Source organism: Photorhabdus sp. RM71S (genome assembly GCF_042879355.1).
GTDB classification, from domain to species: Bacteria; Pseudomonadota; Gammaproteobacteria; order Enterobacterales; family Enterobacteriaceae; genus Photorhabdus; species Photorhabdus kayaii.
In genome coordinates, this window is sequence record NZ_JBHFKV010000005.1 from 68,468 (window position 1) to 89,830 (window position 21,363).

20 protein-coding genes are annotated in these 21,363 nt (G+C 42.3%); 14 read left to right on the plus strand and 6 right to left on the minus strand.

The genetic code is table 11. The annotated features are described in order from the left end of the window. Positions 1 to 76: 76 nt before the first annotated feature. Entirely contained in the window at positions 77 to 484 is a 408-nt protein-coding gene (gene rraB, locus ACGF5R_RS04430; protein ID WP_011148570.1) for a ribonuclease E inhibitor RraB, read from the minus strand. A 164-nt stretch (positions 485 to 648) separates the two neighbouring features. On the opposite strand from rraB, the gene argF reads away from it, so the two are divergent. Then, positions 649 to 1,665, plus strand: a complete 1,017-nt coding sequence (gene argF, locus ACGF5R_RS04435) for an ornithine carbamoyltransferase (protein WP_112877220.1) — start codon at positions 649 to 651, stop codon at positions 1,663 to 1,665. Positions 1,666 to 1,971: 306 nt separating this feature from the next. After that, positions 1,972 to 2,895 carry an aspartate carbamoyltransferase gene (pyrB, locus tag ACGF5R_RS04440; protein ID WP_112877218.1) on the plus strand — a complete coding sequence of 308 codons (924 nt, stop codon included), beginning with the start codon at positions 1,972 to 1,974 and terminating at the stop codon, positions 2,893 to 2,895. A 263-nt stretch (positions 2,896 to 3,158) separates the two neighbouring features. Here pyrB and ACGF5R_RS04445 read toward each other — a convergent pair whose 3' ends face one another. Next, positions 3,159 to 3,356: a DUF819 family protein gene (locus ACGF5R_RS04445; RefSeq protein ID WP_205068653.1), complete on the minus strand. Its 198-nt coding sequence runs from the start codon at positions 3,354 to 3,356 to the stop codon at positions 3,159 to 3,161. Between the two features lie 614 nt (positions 3,357 to 3,970). Between ACGF5R_RS04445 and pyrI the strand changes: the two genes are divergently transcribed. The 4 genes from pyrI (at position 3,971) to nrdG (ending at position 7,912) form a co-directional block, all read left to right on the plus strand. Continuing rightward, complete coding sequence (gene pyrI / locus ACGF5R_RS04450; RefSeq protein WP_387689961.1) at positions 3,971 to 4,435, plus strand: aspartate carbamoyltransferase regulatory subunit; 465 nt, start codon at positions 3,971 to 3,973, stop codon at positions 4,433 to 4,435. 217 nt (positions 4,436 to 4,652) lie between these two features. After that, positions 4,653 to 5,039, plus strand: coding sequence for a 2-iminobutanoate/2-iminopropanoate deaminase (ridA, locus tag ACGF5R_RS04455; protein WP_036810177.1), 387 nt, complete (start codon positions 4,653 to 4,655; stop codon positions 5,037 to 5,039). A gap of 250 nt (positions 5,040 to 5,289) precedes the next feature. Continuing rightward, entirely contained in the window at positions 5,290 to 7,428 is a 2,139-nt protein-coding gene (gene nrdD / locus ACGF5R_RS04460) for an anaerobic ribonucleoside-triphosphate reductase (protein WP_387689907.1), read from the plus strand. Positions 7,429 to 7,447: 19 nt separating this feature from the next. Beyond that, positions 7,448 to 7,912: an anaerobic ribonucleoside-triphosphate reductase-activating protein gene (nrdG, locus tag ACGF5R_RS04465; RefSeq protein WP_112877216.1), complete on the plus strand. Its 465-nt coding sequence runs from the start codon at positions 7,448 to 7,450 to the stop codon at positions 7,910 to 7,912. A gap of 2 nt (positions 7,913 to 7,914) precedes the next feature. Here nrdG and ACGF5R_RS04470 read toward each other — a convergent pair whose 3' ends face one another. Next, the gene (locus ACGF5R_RS04470) at positions 7,915 to 8,346 is read right to left on the minus strand and encodes a YhbP family protein (RefSeq protein WP_113041612.1); all 432 of its coding nucleotides are present in this window, start codon (positions 8,344 to 8,346) and stop codon (positions 7,915 to 7,917) included. A gap of 123 nt (positions 8,347 to 8,469) precedes the next feature. After that, complete coding sequence (locus ACGF5R_RS04475) at positions 8,470 to 8,721, minus strand: YdgH/BhsA/McbA-like domain containing protein (RefSeq protein ID WP_112877214.1); 252 nt, start codon at positions 8,719 to 8,721, stop codon at positions 8,470 to 8,472. Positions 8,722 to 8,995: 274 nt separating this feature from the next. Here ACGF5R_RS04475 and ACGF5R_RS04480 point away from each other — a divergent pair, with 274 nt between their 5' ends. Continuing rightward, a complete protein-coding gene (locus ACGF5R_RS04480) occupies positions 8,996 to 9,310 on the plus strand; it encodes a GIY-YIG nuclease family protein (RefSeq protein WP_387689909.1) in 315 nt (104 codons plus the stop codon). Here the strand turns inward: ACGF5R_RS04480 and ACGF5R_RS04485 are convergent. Both ACGF5R_RS04485 and ACGF5R_RS04490 read right to left on the minus strand, forming a co-directional pair. Then, positions 9,279 to 9,782, minus strand: coding sequence for a GNAT family N-acetyltransferase (locus tag ACGF5R_RS04485; RefSeq protein WP_112877212.1), 504 nt, complete (start codon positions 9,780 to 9,782; stop codon positions 9,279 to 9,281). The genes ACGF5R_RS04480 and ACGF5R_RS04485 overlap by 32 nt on opposite strands. Next, complete coding sequence (locus ACGF5R_RS04490) at positions 9,776 to 10,072, minus strand: hypothetical protein (RefSeq protein WP_387689911.1); 297 nt, start codon at positions 10,070 to 10,072, stop codon at positions 9,776 to 9,778. The genes ACGF5R_RS04485 and ACGF5R_RS04490 overlap by 7 nt, the downstream gene beginning before the upstream one ends. 621 nt (positions 10,073 to 10,693) lie before the next feature. On the opposite strand from ACGF5R_RS04490, the gene ACGF5R_RS04495 reads away from it, so the two are divergent. The 7 genes from ACGF5R_RS04495 (at position 10,694) to ACGF5R_RS04525 (ending at position 21,002) form a co-directional block, all read left to right on the plus strand. After that, positions 10,694 to 11,638, plus strand: coding sequence for a prenyltransferase (locus ACGF5R_RS04495; protein WP_387689912.1), 945 nt, complete (start codon positions 10,694 to 10,696; stop codon positions 11,636 to 11,638). A gap of 20 nt (positions 11,639 to 11,658) precedes the next feature. Further along, positions 11,659 to 14,184 carry a phosphotransferase gene (locus tag ACGF5R_RS04500; RefSeq protein ID WP_387689914.1) on the plus strand — a complete coding sequence of 842 codons (2,526 nt, stop codon included), beginning with the start codon at positions 11,659 to 11,661 and terminating at the stop codon, positions 14,182 to 14,184. Positions 14,185 to 14,474: 290 nt separating this feature from the next. Beyond that, positions 14,475 to 17,219, plus strand: a complete 2,745-nt coding sequence (locus ACGF5R_RS04505; RefSeq protein WP_387689916.1) for a phosphoenolpyruvate synthase — start codon at positions 14,475 to 14,477, stop codon at positions 17,217 to 17,219. After that, positions 17,212 to 18,267 carry a hypothetical protein gene (locus ACGF5R_RS04510; protein ID WP_112877207.1) on the plus strand — a complete coding sequence of 352 codons (1,056 nt, stop codon included), beginning with the start codon at positions 17,212 to 17,214 and terminating at the stop codon, positions 18,265 to 18,267. Before ACGF5R_RS04505 ends, ACGF5R_RS04510 begins: the two co-directional genes overlap by 8 nt. Then, entirely contained in the window at positions 18,264 to 19,850 is a 1,587-nt protein-coding gene (locus ACGF5R_RS04515) for a fatty acid CoA ligase family protein (RefSeq protein ID WP_112877206.1), read from the plus strand. Before ACGF5R_RS04510 ends, ACGF5R_RS04515 begins: the two co-directional genes overlap by 4 nt. Then, positions 19,847 to 20,470, plus strand: coding sequence for a phosphatidylcholine/phosphatidylserine synthase (locus ACGF5R_RS04520; RefSeq protein ID WP_162120048.1), 624 nt, complete (start codon positions 19,847 to 19,849; stop codon positions 20,468 to 20,470). Before ACGF5R_RS04515 ends, ACGF5R_RS04520 begins: the two co-directional genes overlap by 4 nt. Then, positions 20,460 to 21,002: a CDP-archaeol synthase gene (locus ACGF5R_RS04525; RefSeq protein ID WP_262980384.1), complete on the plus strand. Its 543-nt coding sequence runs from the start codon at positions 20,460 to 20,462 to the stop codon at positions 21,000 to 21,002. The genes ACGF5R_RS04520 and ACGF5R_RS04525 overlap by 11 nt, the downstream gene beginning before the upstream one ends. Positions 21,003 to 21,363 lie beyond the last annotated feature (361 nt).

Below are 21,363 nucleotides of genomic sequence, written 5' to 3' on the forward strand. Positions count from 1 at the left end.
AAGGACTATTTTGTTTTGAATCACATGCATCAGTCACGACCAGAGCTAACACAGGATTCTTAACATACTAATTATACTAATGAAGTCTACTCTCACCCTGCTCCGGCAAATCATCTTCATCTTGCTCATCAGGATCTTCGAAGTAAGTGCCCCAACCGTCATAATTAATGCCAATTTTTTCAGCCAGATTCACTAACTGTTCAACCTGGGCATCAATCAGTTCTGCATTCAATCCACACTCACTGATAACATCACAACACATCAGAATAGTACCATCTTCGACTTCCAATTCTTCCGCATCAGTCACTTCATAACCCAGTTTAAAGGCTTCAACCGCAGCCTTTTCCAACAGACTAAAATCCTCAGCAGAAAAGTGATGCTCAATGGCATAAAGTGCATCTGGATCACTACCATCTTCCAGTAATTCTTCAATAATAAGCCGCGTTTCTTCGCGTTGTTCTTCTAAGTCTCTTTGATTTGCCATACCTAATATCCTCAAGCAGTTGGCCGTCCCAATACTCATTCTCCCACACCACAGGCGGGCTAACCACTGTTTACATCAAAGAAATCTAATACGGAGTTGAAATTGCATTTTTATAGATATAGATTGAATTTAAATGCAAACAATAAATACGGAGACACCAAACAATGAATCCGTTCCATCAGCGTCATTTTCTAAGGCTACTTGATTTTTCCTCAGCAGAAATTCATGCCTTGCTAAAGCTAGCTGCTGAATTAAAATCGACTAAAAAATCTGGTACAGAAAAAGCCCTGTTAACAGGCAAAAATATTGTGCTGATTTTTGAAAAAGATTCCACCCGTACCCGCTGTTCATTTGAAGTGGCAGCTTACGATCAAGGAGCAAATATCACCTACCTCGGTTCCAGTGGCAACCAGATTGGCCATAAAGAATCGATCAAAGATACCGCCCGTATACTTGGCCGTATGTATGATGGTATTCAATATCGCGGCTATGCCCAGACAATCGTTGAATCACTGGCAAAATATGCAGGTGTTCCGGTATGGAATGGGCTAACAGATGAATTTCACCCTACTCAACTACTAGCAGATCTGCTAACTATTCAGGAACATCAACCAGAAAAACCGTTGTCAGAAATCAAATTCGCCTACTTAGGGGATGCCCGTAATAATATGGGTAATACCATGCTAGAAGCCGCGGCACTAACGGGCATGGATGTTCGGTTGATTGCCCCTGAAAAGTACTGGCCCAATGCCGCACTGGTTACTGAATGTCAGAAACTGGCTGAAAAAACAGGAGGCCAAATTACTCTGACGGAAAATATCGCCGAAGGGGTTAAAAATACTGATTTTCTTTATACCGATGTCTGGGTTTCTATGGGCGAACCAAAAGAAGTTTGGCAACAACGCATTAACCTATTAAAACCTTATCAAGTAAATATGGATGTAGTAAACATGACAGGCAATCCACAGGTAAAATTCCTGCATTGCCTGCCAGCATTTCATGATGAAGAAACGGTATTAGGCAAGCAACTCGCTGCTGAATTTAATATGTATGGAGGGTTGGAAGTTACCAATGAAGTTTTTGAATCAGAGCACAGTATTGTGTTTGATCAAGGAGAAAATCGCCTGCATACCATTAAAGCGGTAATGGTAGCAACATTAGCAAATGATCTTAAAATTTAATTAGTTGGAATATGCTCAGGATTATGTCTTTAAAGATATGATCCTGACAACATTATTTTTCTTCGGTCAAATGCTTGCTGTAGGATTTTTCACGAGTATAATGCGCCACAATTTGCCGGGAGAAATCATGAAAGACAGCGCTTATTTTTGTCATCAAGCACAACTGCCTGAAGAAAGGCAGCCAGCCGTCATTGTTTTCCCGTTGCTAAACCAATCACTTAACGCCCCTCAATGAGGGGCTTTTTTTTGCCCGGTAATCAATTCATGATCGCCACCCCGGATGTCAGCATTAGAGGAGAGTGAAAAATGGCTAATACGTTATATCGCAAACATATCATCTCAATAAATGATCTGAGCCGCGAAGATCTGGAATTGGTGTTGCAGACTGCTGCTGCACTGAAAGCCAGACCACAACCTGAATTGCTGAAACCCAAGGTTATCGCCAGTTGTTTCTTCGAAGCCTCCACCCGTACTCGCCTCTCTTTTGAAACAGCAATCCACCGCCTTGGCGCTTCAGTTGTCGGTTTCTCAGACAGCAGTAACACCTCTCTGGGTAAGAAAGGTGAAACGCTAGCCGATACTATTTCCGTTATCAGCCAATATGTTGACGCTATCGTGATACGCCATCCACAGGAAGGTGCCCCACGTCTGGCTTCTGAATTTTCCGGTGACACTCCGATTATCAATGCCGGTGACGGCGCTAACCAACATCCGACTCAAACCTTGCTGGATCTGTTCACTATTCAGGAAACTCAGCAACGGCTGGATAGTCTGAATATCGCTATGGTTGGTGATCTAAAATATGGCCGCACGGTCCATTCGCTATCACAAGCGCTGGCGAAATTTAATGGCAATCACTTTTATTTTATCGCCCCGGAAGCGTTGGCCATGCCAAACCATATTCTTCATATGCTAAATGAAAGAGGTGCGACCTACAGCCAACACGCTAATATTGAAGAAGTATTACCAGAGCTAGATATTCTTTATATGACTCGTGTACAGAAAGAGCGTCTTGATCCATCCGAATATGCCAACGTAAAAGCACAATTTGTTCTGCGCGCTTCCGATCTGATCGGAGCGAAAGATAACCTTAAAGTTCTGCATCCATTGCCACGTATTGATGAAATTACTGTCGATGTAGATAAAACGCCTTATGCTTATTATTTCCAACAGGCTGAGAATGGTATTTATGCTCGTCAGGCTCTATTATCTTTAGTTTTAAATGAATGATTAAAGCAGAGAAAGTACTGCTTTATCCATGAATATAATGGGTTATTATTTTCTTCTGGGATAGCGATTAATCAGTCTGTTTACCATTTTCGGTATCGAAGACAAACTCAATGTGATGCCAAAATACGTCTTGCCCATCCAGTGAGCAAGACAGTATCCCCGGGCAGTAAAGTGCACACAAAAACCGTCACTTTTGTCTACACACTGCCCGGCTCCCTCCTTTGACAACAAAGGAGGGAAAACAAAATTATAATTTTTTAATATTAACCTAAGAATATTATGATTAATTTCACAAAATCTCTGTAACAACAGAATAAACAATCGTCCCAATATAGTTGAATCACATATCCTACCGTTCCAATAACCATAATAGGCCCAACTAATCCTATCCAACCTCTACTAATCGCTAACGCTGCGGCAGTTGTTGGGCCACCAATATTTGCATTACATGCAAGTATAATTTCCTCAAGGTTAAATTTAAATAACTTACCAAAACCAAATGTCTAAAGGTTCATCGAAATCATTTATTAAAGTTCTATTAATAATTCTCCAACCAAGATATTTTTCAATAGAAATTGTAAACAATATATTTACTCTCTCACTATTTAAATACTTTAAAGTTTTATTCTTCATTTTATCTAATCGAACAAATCACATTATTAATAGTAATTTAATGGAAAAACATATTAATTTAAAACTAAACTTCTGACATAAATAATCTATTAACCTTTACATTACCAACAAACATTAATTAAATTTTTTAAAATCAATCTATTGTCAACCATTAATCTTAAGATATTAAATTATCTTTTAATTTGAAAACAATAGCATTCAATAAGAAAAATAATTCAAACAAAATAACCAAAATAAATAAACTCAATATAATATTATTATAACAATGACGATTAAAGCTAAATATATGGAATAACAACAGTAAGATAATATTGATTTATCTACGTTTCATCTGGATAAACAGGATGACACCACCTAAAATAGAAGACGTGTCGATTCTTAACAATATATCTGGAGGATGAATACAGAAAGTGGTCACTACAATGTATTCATACAAAACACTATGACCCAAGATCATAAACTACAAGTCGAAGCTATTAGATGCGGTACAGTGATTGACCATATCCCTGCTCAGGTCGGCTTCAAACTACTCTCTCTATTTAAGCTAACTGAAACCGATCAACGCATTACCATCGGCCTGAATTTGCCTTCTAATCGACTAGGTAAAAAAGATCTCATCAAAATCGAAAATACATTCCTGACAGAACAACAAGCTAACCAGCTTGCTATGTATGCGCCAAATGCAACGGTGAACTGTATTGAAGACTACGAGGTTGTGAAGAAACTTCCCATTAACTTGCCTGAGCGTATCAACAGCGTATTAATCTGCCCTAACAGCAACTGTATCAGCCACAATGAACCCGTAGAAAGTAGTTTTCGAGTTAAAGTAACAGCGGAAGATGTGGTGCTAACCTGCAAATACTGCGAGAAAGAGTTTGATCGCAATGTCGTAATACTCAACGATTAAACTCCCTATGTCAGTTGCTGAGGCAGAAGCGGACACTATAATAGTACCTTGATGAAATATTCATTTTATACCCTATGGATTTCAAGATGCATCGCGACGGCAAGGGAGCGAATCCCCGGGAGCATAGCAAACTATGTGACCGGGGTGAGTGAGTGCAGCCAACAAAGAGGCAACTTGAAAGATAACGGGTATAGTTATCACATTAACAGGAGAACCTATGTCATACGAGATTAATACCAATAAAGCCCCTGCTGCAATTGGTCCATATGTTCAGGGTGTTGATCTAGGCAATATGGTCATCACTTCCGGCCAGATCCCAGTCAACCCAGAAACAGGTGATGTCGCAGAAGATATCGCCGCTCAAGCGCGTCAATCACTGGAAAATGTTAAAGCTATCGTTGAGAAAGCCGGTCTCACTGTAGGTGACATTGTTAAAACAACTGTCTTCGTTAAAGACCTGAATGACTTCGGTACCGTTAACGCAACTTATGAAGCATTCTTCAAAGAACACAATGCATCTTTCCCGGCGCGTTCTTGTGTTGAAGTAGCCCGTCTGCCAAAAGACGTTAAAATCGAAATCGAAGCTATCGCGATTCGTAAATAATCCCTGCCCTGTTTTCTACAACCCCTTGGTTAGTTACTGACCAAGGGGTTGTACTTCTCACTAGACCTTAAATATTAAGTCTCCATTCTTTGTTTTAGATCAAATGAGATCGTGATTATCCCACCCAAAATTACTATATATTGTGTTTAAATATAAAAATAAAACTATATATAGCAACATCTATCTTTAAGCTAGATATCAAAACGAGAATAGTTTGCCCTTTTGGATAATATTCTCAAGGAGTCATATTGTGAAAACTGTTGTGATAAAACGGGATGGTCGCCAAGTACCATTTGATGAAACACGTATCAGAGATGCCGTAAAACGGGCCACTTCTGCCGTTGACATGACAGATGATGAGTATTGTATCCAAGTTGCATCCACAATAACGCAATCAATGGCTAACTACAGGCAAGTTGATGTACAAGATATTCAGAACGCAATAGAAAAGCAATTGATAGCAGACAACCGTAAGCACCTTGCCCATCGCTATATTCAATATCGTCACGACAGAGATACTGTCCGAGAATTACACAGCCGACTTAATCAAGAAATCCGTGGCTTAGTTGAACAGAGTAACGCTTCCCTGCTCAATGAGAACGCCAATAAAGACAGCAAAGTGATTCCAACTCAACGGGATCTGCTGGCCGGGATTGTTGCTAAAAATTATGCCAAACAATATATTCTGCCGCGTAATGTGGTATTGGCTCACGAAAGAGGCGAAATCCACTATCATGATCTCGATTATTCCCCCTTTTTCCCAATGTTTAACTGTATGCTAATCGACCTAAAAGGCATGCTAACCAGTGGGTTCAAAATGGGTAATGCCGAAATAGAACCACCAAAATCCATTTCAACCGCAACAGCGGTAACGGCTCAAATTATCGCTCAGGTTGCCAACCATATTTATGGCGGTACCACCATCAATCGTATAGATGAAGTATTGGCCCCCTTCGTTAAAGCCAGCTATGAAAAACACTTGGCCATTGCCGAACAGTGGGATATCACCAATAAAAAATCTTATGCCGAAGTACGAACAGAAAAAGAGTGTTATGACGCTTTTCAATCACTGGAATATGAAGTTAATACACTGCATACCGCCAACGGACAAACTCCTTTTGTCACTTTTGGCTTTGGTCTGGGTACATCAAAAGAATCCCGTCTAATCCAACAATCTATTCTGTGTAACCGCATTGCTGGTTTGGGTAAGAACCACAAAACAGCAGTGTTCCCCAAACTGGTATTTGCTATCCGTGATGGCCTAAATCACAAACTCGGTGATCCTAACTACGATATCAAGCAACTGGCTCTCAAATGTGCCAGTAAGCGAATGTACCCAGATATTCTTAACTATGATCAAGTGGTTAAGGTCACCGGCTCTTTTAAAACCCCGATGGGTTGCCGCAGTTTCCTCGGTGTTTATGAGGAAAAGGGGGAACAAATTCATGAAGGACGCAATAACTTAGGGGTTATCAGTTTGAACCTGCCTCGGATAGCTATCGAAGCCAAAGGAGATGAAAAACATTTCTGGCAATTACTAGACAAACGTCTGGCACTGGCAAAGCAAGCACTAATGACCCGTATTACCCGCTTGGAAGGTGTCAAAGCACAAGTTGCACCAATCCTTTATATGGAAGGGGCCTGTGGGGTTCGTTTAAAAGCCGATGATAATATCGCTGAAATCTTTAAGCATGGCCGGGCTTCTATCTCTCTGGGCTATATTGGTATTCATGAGACCATTAACGCATTGTATGGCAATCAAGTTCATCTATTTGATGATCAACAATTACGTGTAAAAGCACTCTCAATTGTTGATCATCTGCGAAAAGCCACTGATCAATGGAAAAAAGAGACAGGTTACGGTTTCAGTTTATACAGCACACCAAGTGAAAATCTATGTGACCGTTTCTGCCGCCTTGACACCGCTGAGTTTGGAGTGATTGAAGGAGTGACAGACAAAGGTTATTACACCAACAGCTTCCATCTTGACGTTGAAAAGAAGGTCAATCCTTATGACAAATTGGATTTTGAAGCCCCTTATCCACCACTAACAAATGGCGGTTTTATCTGTTACGGCGAATATCCTAATTTGCAACATAATCTAAAAGCACTGGAAGATGTCTGGGATTACAGCTACTCACGTGTCCCTTATTACGGTACCAATACCCCCATCGACGAATGCTATGACTGTGGATTCACCGGTGAATTCTCCTGTACCAGTAAAGGGTTTACCTGTCCACGTTGTGGCAATCATGAACCTTCCAGAGTATCAGTCATCCGCCGAGTCTGTGGTTATCTGGGAAGCCCCGATGCCCGCCCATTCAATGCAGGCAAACAGGAAGAAGTGAAACGCAGAGTAAAACATCTGACAAATGGGCAATTAGGCTAATTTAAGGCAGGCTGACAACGTGAATTACCACCAATACTACTCTGTTGATGTGGTCAACGGCCCGGGAACACGCTGCACACTATTTGTCGCGGGGTGCGAACATCAATGCCCCGGTTGTTATAACAAAAGTACCTGGCGGGTGAACTCCGGCCAACCATTTACTCAGAAAATGGAAGACCGTGTAATTTTTGATTTACAGGACAAACGCATTAAACGACAAGGACTATCTTTATCTGGTGGAGATCCCCTACATCCACACAACACACCCGCAATCCTGAAATTGGTAAAACGGGTTAAAGCAGAGTGCCCAGACAAGGATATTTGGCTTTGGACGGGTTATCGGCTAAAAGAACTTAGCGAAATTCAACGGGAAATTACCAGCTATATTAATGTGCTAGTGGATGGCAAGTTTATACAAGATCTTTATGAACCCGGTTTACTATGGCGTGGTAGCTATAACCAGATTATTCATAGATTAAGATAATTTTATCGCTGCCAGCAGATTTTTTTACCAAATCCAAGCGTATTATCAGTCATCTTTATTTCATTGAGATTCAGTTGCCAAATAGGTGTTTTAACAGCAATTGCCACAGGAAAACGGCGGCAATAACGTGCTCTGGCCGCTTTATCTTTTTCACCCTCAAGACGAATGACTTCTCCTTTGAACTGAATACCTTTTATCTGTGCAATATTACGAATCTGCCCGGCAATAGTACCTGCAACCTGTGGATTTACCTGTATCATTTCACCGTGGCGAGTATGACGTTCAGTCATAAACCAGAAGGCTATTTCATCGGCATTGAAAACATAGAAACAATTTGCGCACCAAATATCATCACCGGTTGCTGTACAAAGCGTTAGGACATGCTGTCTTGCGAGGTATCTGTGGATAATCTGAAAGTTTTCAGTAGCGTTCACTCTCTCTCCAATAGCAGGATTGTATCTGCCTAGAAGCCCAGAACCACGCCGGGATAAACATCATCCTACGGCGTGTTCTGATATCTCCTGACAGGGACAGGGTTCAGTATGCTCTACTATAAATTAGTTATAGATCTCAGCAACACCTGATAATTGATTCTTACCGCTGGCAGAGATAATGCGGAAAGAAGATGCGCCTGCTTTGTCAGCTTTTTTGGACAATTCGGTACTTAGGGTTTCCAAAGTATCAGCCCCCGTTACAGAAACTACACCAATTTTAGGGGAAGAAGAAGTTTGAACTTCTGTTGCCGCCATACTACCAAAAGAGATAGCACTTAAAGCTAAAGCAATAGCGATATATTTTACGTTTTTCATATTATGATCCTTGATCAATTTTTAGTGGAATGAGTTACTCTCTGTGATGTGGATCATAGTATGCTCTAAAGACCGGAATAAAAATTAGCAATTATTGCTATTTTATTTCAATTTTTTTGAACAAATAATGCGACGTATAGCAAATTGATATGTAACAGGTTTTATAAAACTGTTATATTGTAATAACTTAAACTAAATTATTCAGAAAAATGATATAGAAAAACGTTCGAGTAAAATATAAATATCAAAAATAGAAAATTCAGAAAAAAATTATATGGCTGAAAATCAATGGGTTCTTTACTTACTGAAAACAAAATCAGGAATGCTTTATACCGGGATAACAACAAATATTCACCGCCGTTTTGCACAACATAAAAACGGGAAAGGAGCCAAATCACTGAGGGGGAAAGGACCGTTACAGCTAGTTTTCAGTAGTCATGCCGGAGACCGCTCCAATGCCTCACAGCTAGAATATCAAGTAAAACAATTAAGTAAACAGCAAAAAGAGAGGCTGGTTATTTGCCAGCCCGTCTGTATAGCAGAATATTTAGCATCAATTAAAAACGGTCAAAGTGTGGGGAGTAAGTAACCAATCCCTTATGGTCAGCCAAAGAACTATCAGCTAATTCATATAGCTGAAAATAAGATTCACACGTTGGCCACTGGCAATGCAACTGATGCTCACTGGCAAGCGTAAAACCAAACCGGCGATAGTAGTGTGGATCACCTAAAACAACGACGACACCATAACCAAATTCATTCAGGCTATCCAAACCTTCATACACCAGCTTTTCACCAATCCCCTGCCGACGATATTCTTCAGCAACCGCTAACGGCGCCAGACCAACCCATTGGTGATCTTCACCATTAATATCCACCGGACTAAAAGCCACGTAACCGATTACCTGGCCTTCGTCATCAGTAGCAACCACCCCTAACGTCAATAATCCATCTTCCCGCAATTGTTGGACCAATTCCGCTTCTGCCGGGGTATCAAAAGATTTCCGTAATAACTGATCTATTCCCGCTGCATCTACAGGAATTTCTACTCTGATCAACATGATAATCGCGCAAGATCGTGCTGATCCACGCCCTCCAGCAAACTCGCTTCTATACACTCAGCCAATTGGAACAAACCCGCACAAAGAACAGCAAGCATGAACTTCAACGCTATCGTATCTACCAAATTTTTAACACACAACCCTAATTCTGTACGAATAACTCTTAGAACCAGATAATTGGCTTCGTCGCTGAAACTAACCTCTTCCTGCTTATACTGGTTGACAACTAAATGACTATCACGGACAGTAATAAACCAGTGCAGAGTAAGATTGTGGATTTTTCCTAACACAGCTCAGACTCCTTACTTGATAAAGTAACGTAGCTATCTAGCCAAAATATATCGGCATTCGCCCGATCCTACATCAAGAATCCAATACAGACCTAACTGTAAATTTTACCTTTTAACTATTAGGGTAATATCTGACTATAAACTGCGCTAAATCAAAACATCCCATCACTAATTCAATTACAATTACTAATCATTTATTACTTTATTCCGGTATTTTATATGTAGTAACTTTGCCCCCACAAAAAATTTATTTACGGAACAAAGTTGTCGTCGATAACGGAGAAGAACTTATCTATATCTGTCTGAAATATGATATTAAAGCCCATGACTCCTTAATCCAAATGGAAACAAAATCATCTCATAAACATACAGTTATAGAAAAAAATGTAAACATAAGTTGCATGCTGAAATTAAAATTTACACATACTGATTATAGCCGATTGCAAACTTTTGGCTTAATGTATGGCATCAGCCCATACGTATTTCTTAAATTATTGAGAGAGATAATGCTAAAAAGCACGCATAGGATTTATTAAGATTTGCTTCTGGATTGATTATCCTTGGGCTGAATTGTCACAAACGTATATAGTTTAATCCTTATACAATAAATAGGAAAGGTGTATGGAAGGCCAAGATATTTATTCAAAATTCATTGGTAAGAGGATAAAGCTATGGATGGATGAGCGTTTCCCGCTACAAAATGCGCCGCTTTTCTTTATCTTTTATATCATCAGCTATTCCGTAGCTTTTTATTCAATAGGGGAAAAGCCAGTTTTGTCATGGGAGATCCTTCTCGGTTGCCTGATGTCCTTCTCCTATTTTTTACTATTACGGATATTCGATGAGCATAAAGATTACCAACTGGATTGTGAACATCATCCACAACGGATTTTACAACGCGGTATTATTACGCTGAAAAATCTACGGGTACTTGGTATCTGTTGTATCGCATTACAATTAGGTGGAAGTCTATTTCTAGATCGGGGAATTGGCTCAGTTACTTTTGCCTGGCTGTTAGTCTTTATCTGGACCTGTCTTATGGGAAAAGAATTCTTTATCGGTGAATGGCTAAACCAACACCTTACTTGGTATGCCATTTCCCATATGCTGGTAATGCCTCTCATTATCTGGTGGTTAGGCAATATCGCCAGTCCTAACCTCACATTCACTTTTCCAATATGGGTTTTAATGGGGTTGTGCTTCTTTTCTGGATTCAGTTTTGAAATTACACGCAAGTGCAAAGGCCCAGATGAAGAACGTCTGGAAATACCGACCTATTCATCTATTTTCGGCAGAAAAGGAGCCGTTGCTATTATCGCGGCATTGCTCACTGTAATGTTGGCGTTACAGATTTGGCTAATCAATATCACCACTGATGGTATAGCGTTATGGGCGTTAATTATCTTGGTCGTTTGTTATGTGTTGTGTCTATGGCAATTAGGCAAATTCCTCTATAGCCCCACCATCAAGAATCGCAAACGCGATGAAGCTGTCGTGGGAATATTCATGGTGCTAGGTTATTCAGTTTGCACTGCTAGCATCTTAATAAAGCTTGGGTTTGCTTAGGCATTAAAGGAAATATAGTTATGTTGCAAAAGAATATCCAATCATATGTAAGTGATGCATCAGATAATACCACTGATCACATAGAAAACTGTGCGCGAGGTTCTATTCTAGAATTGTCACGTGACATATTCAGCATCAAAAAACACCAAGAAGCATCTGCCGTCCGTACAGATACAACCCAAGTAAAACTATTGCCCCGCCGCCACCTCTACACCTATACCGAGGAAGCGCGACAAAAGCGTCTGGATTATTTGGCAAAACATACCGGGCATGCATTGGAACACGTGGCAGATACTCATCTGGATGCGACCAAACTGACAAAAACCATTGAGGGATTTATTGGTTCAATAGAAATCCCTGTGGGGATCGCCGGCCCTCTCTTGATAAAGGGACAATACGCTCAAGGGGTATATTACGCTCCACTTGCTACCACAGAGGGCGCTTTGATTGCTTCGGTATCCCGTGGTTCTTCCGTTATTACGCAATCAGGGGGGATGACCGCGCGTGTACTCGGTCAACGCATGATACGAGCCCCTCGTTTTGAATTTCATAGCGTCTCGCATAGCATTATGTTCAGTGATTGGATCAAAGAACATATCAGCGAATTACGGTATGAAATAGGACGCCATTCCAAACATGCGCAATTGTTGGAAATAAATCCACATATCATCGGTCGCAGCGTCCATTTGCAATTTATCTACAATACAGCCGCTGCGGCAGGTCAAAACATGACCACCATTTGCACTTGGTATGCATGTCAATGGATCCAACAACAATTAGCCAAAATGGCGTTTATACCTCTACGTCACTTTATGATCGATGGTAATACATCTAGTGATAAAAAGGTGTCTTATCAACCTTTCATCGAAGGTCGTGGAACTCGTGTAGTGGCTGAGGTTTATTTAGATGCTGAATCCTGTCAGCAAATCTTGCGAGTCACACCACAACAACTTGTCACGGCTTATCATCATGTCTGCGAAGGAGCTATTGCCTCAGGGATGATCGGCATGAATATTAATGCCGCAAATGTGATTGCCGGGATGTTTACCGCTCTAGGGCAGGATATTGCCTGTGTACATGAATCGTCAGTCGCCCACCTGCACATGACATTAACTGCCGATAACCGCGTCTATTGCAGTATTACACTGCCTTCTCTGATCATCGGTACTATCGGTGGCGGAACTTATTTACCACACCAACGTGAATGTCTGAACATGTTGGGCTGCACCGATGAAAATGGCACCGCCCGCCTGGCGGAGATCATCGCCAGCTATTGTCTGGCCCTTGATATTTCAACACTGTCAGCTATTGCTGCGGATGAATTCGCTCAATCACATGAAAGACTTGGCCGCTATCGCCCTGTCACCACTAACAATATCACTGCACACACCCCACAGGAACTTGATCTCTCCTTCTTCCAGCAAGCAGATTTTAACCCTGTGTTACAAGGGGCCCATTTAACCACGATCAATCCTAAATTTTCTGGCAGTGATGAACACAGCATGCTGACGCATCTGAGCTCGAATTATGCGGAACGTTTAATTGGCTTATTTCCTTTTTCCATTACGACATCCGCACAGCATAATTTACCCGTAATGCTGAAACTGAAACCTTTGGGGACAGAGGTCGTCGAGATGGTATTGGATATTGCCAAACACTGCTCTTCCGAGTTGTTTGCCGTTTTCCAAAATTTTGCACATCAGCTTGAATTTAACCAAAGCCATAGCCGTGAGCTGGCTATTATGAATCAGCAAGATCCACGGTTGATGCGCTATATTCCAGTTGTCTATGGTGTAATTGAAAACGAAGCAACCGGAACTTATGCCCTGATTGAAGAATTGCTCCACGATATGGTGTTAATGAACAACATTAATCTGGAAACACCTTGGGAGCAGTGCCACCTTGAAGCCGCCATCCGAGGCGTAGCCGATATTCACGCTATCTGGTTGGGACAAGAAGAAGAGCTCACGTGGAAATTCCCACAACTGCAAATTCCGAATGCCGATACGGTTTCGCAAATGAAGCCCCTGTGGCAAAAACTGGGCAATTTTATCCACCAAACGTTCCCTGAGTTGTTCACTACCGAAGAACATAAAGATTTCCAGCACTGGGTAGACAATGCCTCCACCTGGTGGAAAGAGATCGAACAGATGCCTAGGACATTGATCCACGGTGATTTCAACCCACGCAATATTGCCTTCCGGCAACAGGAAACTGGGTTACGTTTATGCGCTTGGGATTGGGAGTTGTCTACTGTGCATCTACCACAACGCGATTTGGCAGAACTTCTGGCCTTTAGCTTAGACCCACAAAGTGATGCAGATAAGGTGGCTTATTATATTGAACTGCACCGGGTTGAACTTGAGCAAAAATCGGGGATCTCCCTCGATCCAATAATTTGGCATCGTGGCTATGAATTAGCGCTGCATGATTTATGGATGAGAAGGATTCCGTTTTACATGATGGCACACAATGTTGTTGGCTACCCATTTATGGAGCGCACAATGAAAACGCTCCGCTGGCTTATTTCATTAACACGGAATTAATAATCAACCGAGTATACCCTATGGATTTCAAGATGCATCGCGACGGCAAGGGAGCGAATCCCCGGGAGCATAGATAACGATGTGACCGGGGTGAGTGAGTGCAGCCAACAAAGAGGCAACTTGAAAGATGACGGGTATAAACTATTTAATTTACTCTTCCTCTAAAATAAGGGTGCAGCAATAGCTTGTAATACATTCATATCTTATTGATCTATTAACGCCAACAATATTACATACAAATAAGAGCATGATGTAAGCAAGGTATACTATTGCTGTATTGGTGGAACAATATGAAATATCTCTACACGCAAGATAACGCTATTGAATTGGCGGAACATTCCTTAGGTGGAAAAGCAGCTAATTTATTATGGCTTACGCAAAACGGTTTTCCTGTACCTAATTATTGGGTCATCAGCAGCGAGGTACTTAATAGCCTACTCATCAACGATACGTTTGCAAGCAACATCATAGAGCAGTTGGCTACCGTACCACATGATATCAGCCAGGAAAAACTCGACGCTATTGCTGCGCCATTGCGTCAGTGGCTACAGTCGATTCCATTACCTACTAAATTAGAAGAAGAATTAGCTCTCTTGTCAGAGAATCACCCAGATGAATTTTTCGCTGTTCGCTCATCAGCCATTGGTGAGGATGCCGCCAATGCTTCTTTCGCCGGGCAGATGGACAGCTACCTATTTCAGCGGGGTAAATCAGCGCTTGCCAACAGCTTACGTGCCGTGATGGCCTCAGCTTTTAACACGCGTGCATTACAATATCGCCTACACAAACGGCTACCGATGGGCAATATCAGTAGTGCTGTCATCATTCAGAACATGGTTGCCGGTGAGGTTTCTGGTGTCATGTTTACTGCACACCCTGTTACGGGTAGCAGGCAACATTGCCTAATCTCATCCGCCTGGGGCACCGGAGAAGGCGTAGTTTCCGGCGAATGCGATACCGATGAATTTTCAGTTCATCTCACCACACCTGAGATCGAACGTCATATCACACAAAAAGAGACAGCAACTGTTTTCAATACCACCAACGGCAGCGGTACAGTAACAATACCCGTCGCGAAAGAAAAACAGTGGGAACCGACCTTACTCGATAATAAAATCTATGCATTACGAGATATTGGCAAAGAAATTGCGGCAGCTCGAGGGTGTCCACAAGATATCGAATGGACGATTCAAAACCATCAAATCTTTATTCTACAGACCCGGCCAATAACCCGATTGCCACGTCTGGATGATAAAAGCGAACGTCATATTATTTTCGATAATTCCAATATTCAGGAATCTTATTGTGGAATAACAACACCACTGACTTTCTCTTTTGCCCGGGCAGGTTATGCCACCGTTTATGAACAGACAATACGTGCTTTAGGTTGCTCAGATAAACAGGTTAACCAGCATCGTTCCATGTTGGAAAATATGCTCGGCTTAGTTAAAGGTAGGATCTATTACAACATCAATAATTGGTACAAAGGACTACTATTACTTCCCTCTTTCCAAACCAATAAAAAAGATATGGAAAGAATGATGGGGCTGGAAGACCCGGTTGATTTTATTGAGGATAAGACACTTTCACTGGGCGATAAAATAAAGAAACTGCCAAAAATGGGGTGGGCACTCCTGCGCTTGCTATATGCCTTTAGGACTATGGATCAACGGGTAGAACTATTCTTAGAGCAGTTTAAATGGCATGCTGCCGCCATAAAACAATCAGAGTTGCATACTTGCAACAGCGGCCAACTGATCGAAAAATTAAAATATCTGGATGAACATCTGCTACAACGCTGGACGACGCCGATCTTAAACGATTTCTACGTGATGATGTTTAATGGCCGGGTACATCGAGGGCTAATTGCTGCCGGTATTGAAAACTCATCTGCATTATTAGGTGATCTTCTTTCTGGGGATGAAGATATCGAAAGTACCCAGCCGACCAAAGTGCTATTAAAAATGTGCCAATATGCACGCCAGCACCCTGAGTTATGCAACCTGTTGACCCTCGGTGATGCGCGTACCCTGCTGACCCAAATACGCCCACTCGATGAATCATTCCACCAGCAGTGCATTGATTATATTAAAAAATATGGCGATCGTACGATGGGTGAATTGAAGCTGGAAACCATCACACTAAAACAAGATCCCAGTTTTTTATTTCTGATACTAAAAAACTACCTTGCTATCGATACCCTCACACCAGAGACGTTATCCAGCCGGGAAAGAAAGTTGCGTACTCAGGCCGAAAATACCGCATTTCAGCAAATACAGGAGCGACTTGGCTCCAAGCGTATGAACGCCTTTAAAAAGAATTTGCAGAAATTACGTCAAGCGATACGTCACCGGGAAAATATGCGTTTCACCCGAACTCGTATGTTTGGGCTGTATCGAGATATCTTCCTACAACTTGGTCAGGCATATGCATTAGAAGGGATACTCGCTGAACCCCGCGATATTTTTTATCTCACGTTAGAGGAGATCTACAGCGGCTACGAAGGAACAGCAATACAGACCCAACTTGAGCCTTTAGTTGCTATACGCAAGCAAGAATATGCCAACTACGAAACAGAGGATGAACCAGCTCATCACTTTTTCATTAGAGGCTCACTGTATCAACAGCAAGATTACAGCTATCCCTATCAGGAACAACAAGCCCCAACCGATAGCAGCATGCTACAGGGCATAGGTTGCTACCCAGGGCAAGTTGAAACAACTATCCGATTAATTAAAAACCCACAAGATGAAATGTCGCTGGCAGGGCAGATCCTGTGTACTATACGCACCGATCCCGGTTGGGTGCCGTTATTCCCTACAGCAGGCGGATTACTAATCGAGCGCGGTTCCACACTTTCACATTCCGCCGTTGTTGCTCGTGAACTGGGGATCCCCGCCATCGTCGGCATTCCCGCCGTCACACAAATTTTGAAAGATGGCGATCGGGTACACATGGATGGAGCAACTGGGACTGTTGTCCGCTTGCACGACACCACTGTAGAAGAGCTGACATCAAGGAGTGAACATGTCTAATATCTTCATGGGAGAGTGGTCTCCAGCCAATCCACTACCTGAAGGTTTTCTTGACCTTCCGCCCAGTATTTATCGCGATTGGCCGCTATGGCCTGGTGAAGACCGGGAAAAAGTACAACAGCAGTTCAGCCCGAAGAATTCTTGGTTTAATCACAGTAAAGCCTGGATTGGCTGCATTCCAGGGAAAGCTCGTCTTGTCGGCTTTTTAGTACCTCATAGAGTTGATGGCCGATCTGCTGCATTTTTCGGCTTTTGGGAAACTGATAATGACATAGCAAGCAACACCATGTTGTTTAGCGCTCTAGAACAATGGGCCAAGGAAAATGGTGCGTGCAATCTCTACGGGCCGATTAACTTTTCAACTTTCGGACACTACCGTGTTCGACTTGATCATTTTGATGTGCCTCCCTTTGAGCATGAGCCTTATAACCCTCCTTACTATCACCTTTTGTTAAAAGAGTTAGGGTTTGATATCCGTTATCGCTATACCTCGATATTCGACGATACCCAAGCAATAGCAGTCAACTTTCAACAAGCTCATCAACGCGCGCAAAAACTTCCTGATATTCAAGCAACATTATTACCATTAACACCAGAATTATGGATGCAAGAGCAAGTTAAACTTTATTCTTTTATCGACTCGGTGTTTGGTGAGAATTTCGCTTATACCACTCCATCTTGGTCAGCATTTCAACAGCACTGTGGTGAGGAGTTTATTAAACCTTTTTGCCGTTACCCTGCATCATTTCTAGCTAAAACTCCTAATGGCGAAATTGCCGGGTTAATTTTGAGTCTGTCAGTCCTGCAAAAAGGTCAGCCCGCCATCGGGCTGTTAAAAACTGTGGCAGTCGCACCGCAATACCGGGGCAGTCGGCTGTACAACACGCTGTACTGCTCATTTGAACAGAGCGCCAAACGTATTCATCCTCGTCTGGGAGGAGCCCTAATGCGTGAAGATAATACCTCGCTCAAGACCGCAGGACGGCTTTTCAACACACCGGCTGCCACCAAACATCAATACGCGCTTTATTACAGGAGGATCGCATGACAAATATTTGTCAGCCCATTGTCGATGCAGCCCAAAAGCACCCTGAGCATTTAGCGCTGCAAGCACCACATTCACTGGATCATGGTAGAGGTTTAAGCTTTCAGGAATTTTTTTCTCATGCCTCCCATTTTCAGTATCAGTTAACTCAAGCTGGGTTCGTCGCTGGCGATCGCTTGTTAGTGATTATCCAACCAAGCTTAGTACTTTATCCATTGCTTATCGCCATTCTGGGGCTAGGGCTAGTTCCCGTTATGCTTGAGCGCGGGCTTGCCAAAAAGCAACTGAGAGAGATACTGCGCCACAGTAAATTATCGGCGGTGATCACTCAACCTACGTTAGGAAAATTCTGGTTTCTGATCCCTGAACTGTGGCGACTGCGACGTTTTGTCATCGGACAACGTATCTTGGGCATGAAAGTGCTGGAAACACCCAATCAACATTTACCACTGAGTAGCTTTATCTGCCGAGATTTACCGTCGTATACAACTGGGTTAATTACCTTTACCTCGGGTTCTACCGGCACACCCAAAGGCGCAAACCGCACTCATGACAGCTTGCTAGCACAACTTTATGCCATAACAGCACTTTTTGCCGAAGGAAAGAATGAGATAGATCTACACAGTTTCCCCGTTATGGTGCTGCACTCATTATGCTGCGGCAACAGCAGTATCCTGCCTGATTTTGACTTTGCCCATCCCGCAACCGTCGATCCGCAGAAGATCGTCAAGCAAGTGCAAGACAAAGGTGTTACATGCCTCAGCGGTGCTCCCGCCTATATGAACAAAGTCACCAGTTATGCTAAGAGCAAAGGGTTGTCATTCCCTAACGTGCGAACAGTCATCGTAGGTGGTGCGCCTGCCAATAAGGCTCTGCTTGAAAACTGCCTGACAGTCTTTCCACATGCTCAGCATTTAGTGGTCTATGGTTCCACCGAGGTTGAACCGATCAGTACCGTCGAAATGACGACTCAATTAAACCACTGGGCAGCTCATGATGGTTATTTGGTTGGAAAACCGGTTACACAAGCAGAAATATGTATCCGGGAAATAACGGCTAACCCCCAACAAATTACCCCACTAGCTGCCGGTAATGTCGGTGAAATCTTGGTTGCCGGGCCTCATGTGCTCAAAGACTATATTGATAATCCTCAAGCAACGAAAGAAAACAAACTCCCACGTAAACAGGGAAGCATTTGGCACTGTACCGGTGACGTCGGCTATCTGGATACGACAGGACAGCTCTGGCTACTTGGACGGGTAAAAGATAAAGTGGTGTTAGATGATGGTCATATCATCCATCCCTACGTACTGGAAAAAAGGATCAATGAACTGCCGGGGATCACTCAAAGCGCATTCGTGTTACATCCTTTAGGTGGAGCCGCCCTGATACTGGAAAGCGCCACACTACCGACAGATTTACCCGCTATTTTAGACGAGCTGGATCTCACGCAGGTTACTCGTATTTATTGTGCTAATCCTATCCCTGTTGACATTCGTCATAACAGCAAAATAAACCGCATCGCGCTGATCAATATGCTCGGTAAAGGCCAATTATCTTCCGTTCCACACAAGGAAAAATTATGAATAATAATCATTTCATCATTCATCTAAACAGAGCAGACTATATTACTATCGTTGGGGCGGTCTTTAGCGCGCTTGCCGTAGCAGCCGCATTACAACATTGGTATTACTTAGCCATTGCGTTTTTGTATCTTGCCATGCTTGGCGACGCGCTTGATGGCATGCTAGCCAGACACTTAAATATTGCGCGCCCATTCGGTCGTTATCTTGATGGATTTATGGATCAACTTATTTACTTGATCTCTCCAGCCATTATCCTCTACCTTTCCGGTTATCAATCTTGGTATTCCCTGTTTATTATCTTAATGATCATTAGCGGTTGCCTGAGATTATCTGTATTTAATGAAGTCGGTAATATTCAGAACGAAAACCAGCTCTCCTATCTCGGTATGCCGGTATTCTGGAGCTTATTTATTATCAGTGGTTATGCTTTGGTAAGCTTGGTAGTCGAGCAATGGTTAAGCCATCTCTTACTGACATTAGCGCTCCTTACATTCAGTATCGCCATGCTATGGGATCGCCCGTTTTATAAGTTCAAGAGTCTCAATACTATCATCAGTACAACACTTGCAGGGTTTGCTTTATTTACCGGTCTTCATTTCTGGAGTCTTTATGCTCAATAGTTTTTACCACGGATGGATTCTACTGCTCCCCGTCATCCTTGGTGGTTGTTTACATATGGTGATTGTGACGAAAAACTATTTTGCCTGCTTGGCAATCCCAGTACACCAACGTTATTTCGGCCGTAACAAGACCTGGCGCGGTTTTATTGTTGTACCCATTATTACCGCGCTATTTTCGCTATTGTGGTTAGTTCTCGGCACCGGAATCCAAGACTCGATTATTCCCCAGACTATTTCCTCCTGTTTACTTACCGGTTTTCTGGCGGGTTTCGGCTATGTTCTTTTCGAATTGCCAAACTCCTGGCTAAAAAGGAAACTCGGCGCACCACCGGGACAACACCCAGAGCAAAATAAGCGATTGTTTATTTTATTCGATCAACTTGATTCCGCTATTGGCGTCACAATAGTCTATTTTATTTATCTTAATCTTACTTATATCGATGCGCTTTTCTTTTTCTTCTGTTTTTTAATCAGTGCCTTTGTTATTAAAAATACATTATTTTTGCTTTCGCTGAAAAAAACGAGATTCTAAGCGAGAAAATCAAATAGAAATATTGCAGGAAAATGGCTTCCTTTAACGGAAGCCTCTTAGAACAAGCAGATCTTAAGTATCATCACCAACGGAACACGCATTCTATAGCATTCCCAGATAGTCAGCTATCAAAGTAGATATTGAATAAAGGAGTTAATGGTGAAATTTTTATAAAAATCTGGAAAATGTAACCTCGAAGCCTAATAGAAAGAAACTATCGACAAAACGCAATTTATAGATATCTTGATGGAATCTAATCAGATTACCAGAAAGCATATACCCTATGGATTTCAAGATGCATCGCGGCGGCAAGGGAGCGAATCCCCGGGAGCATAGAGAACTATGTGACCGGGGTGAGTGA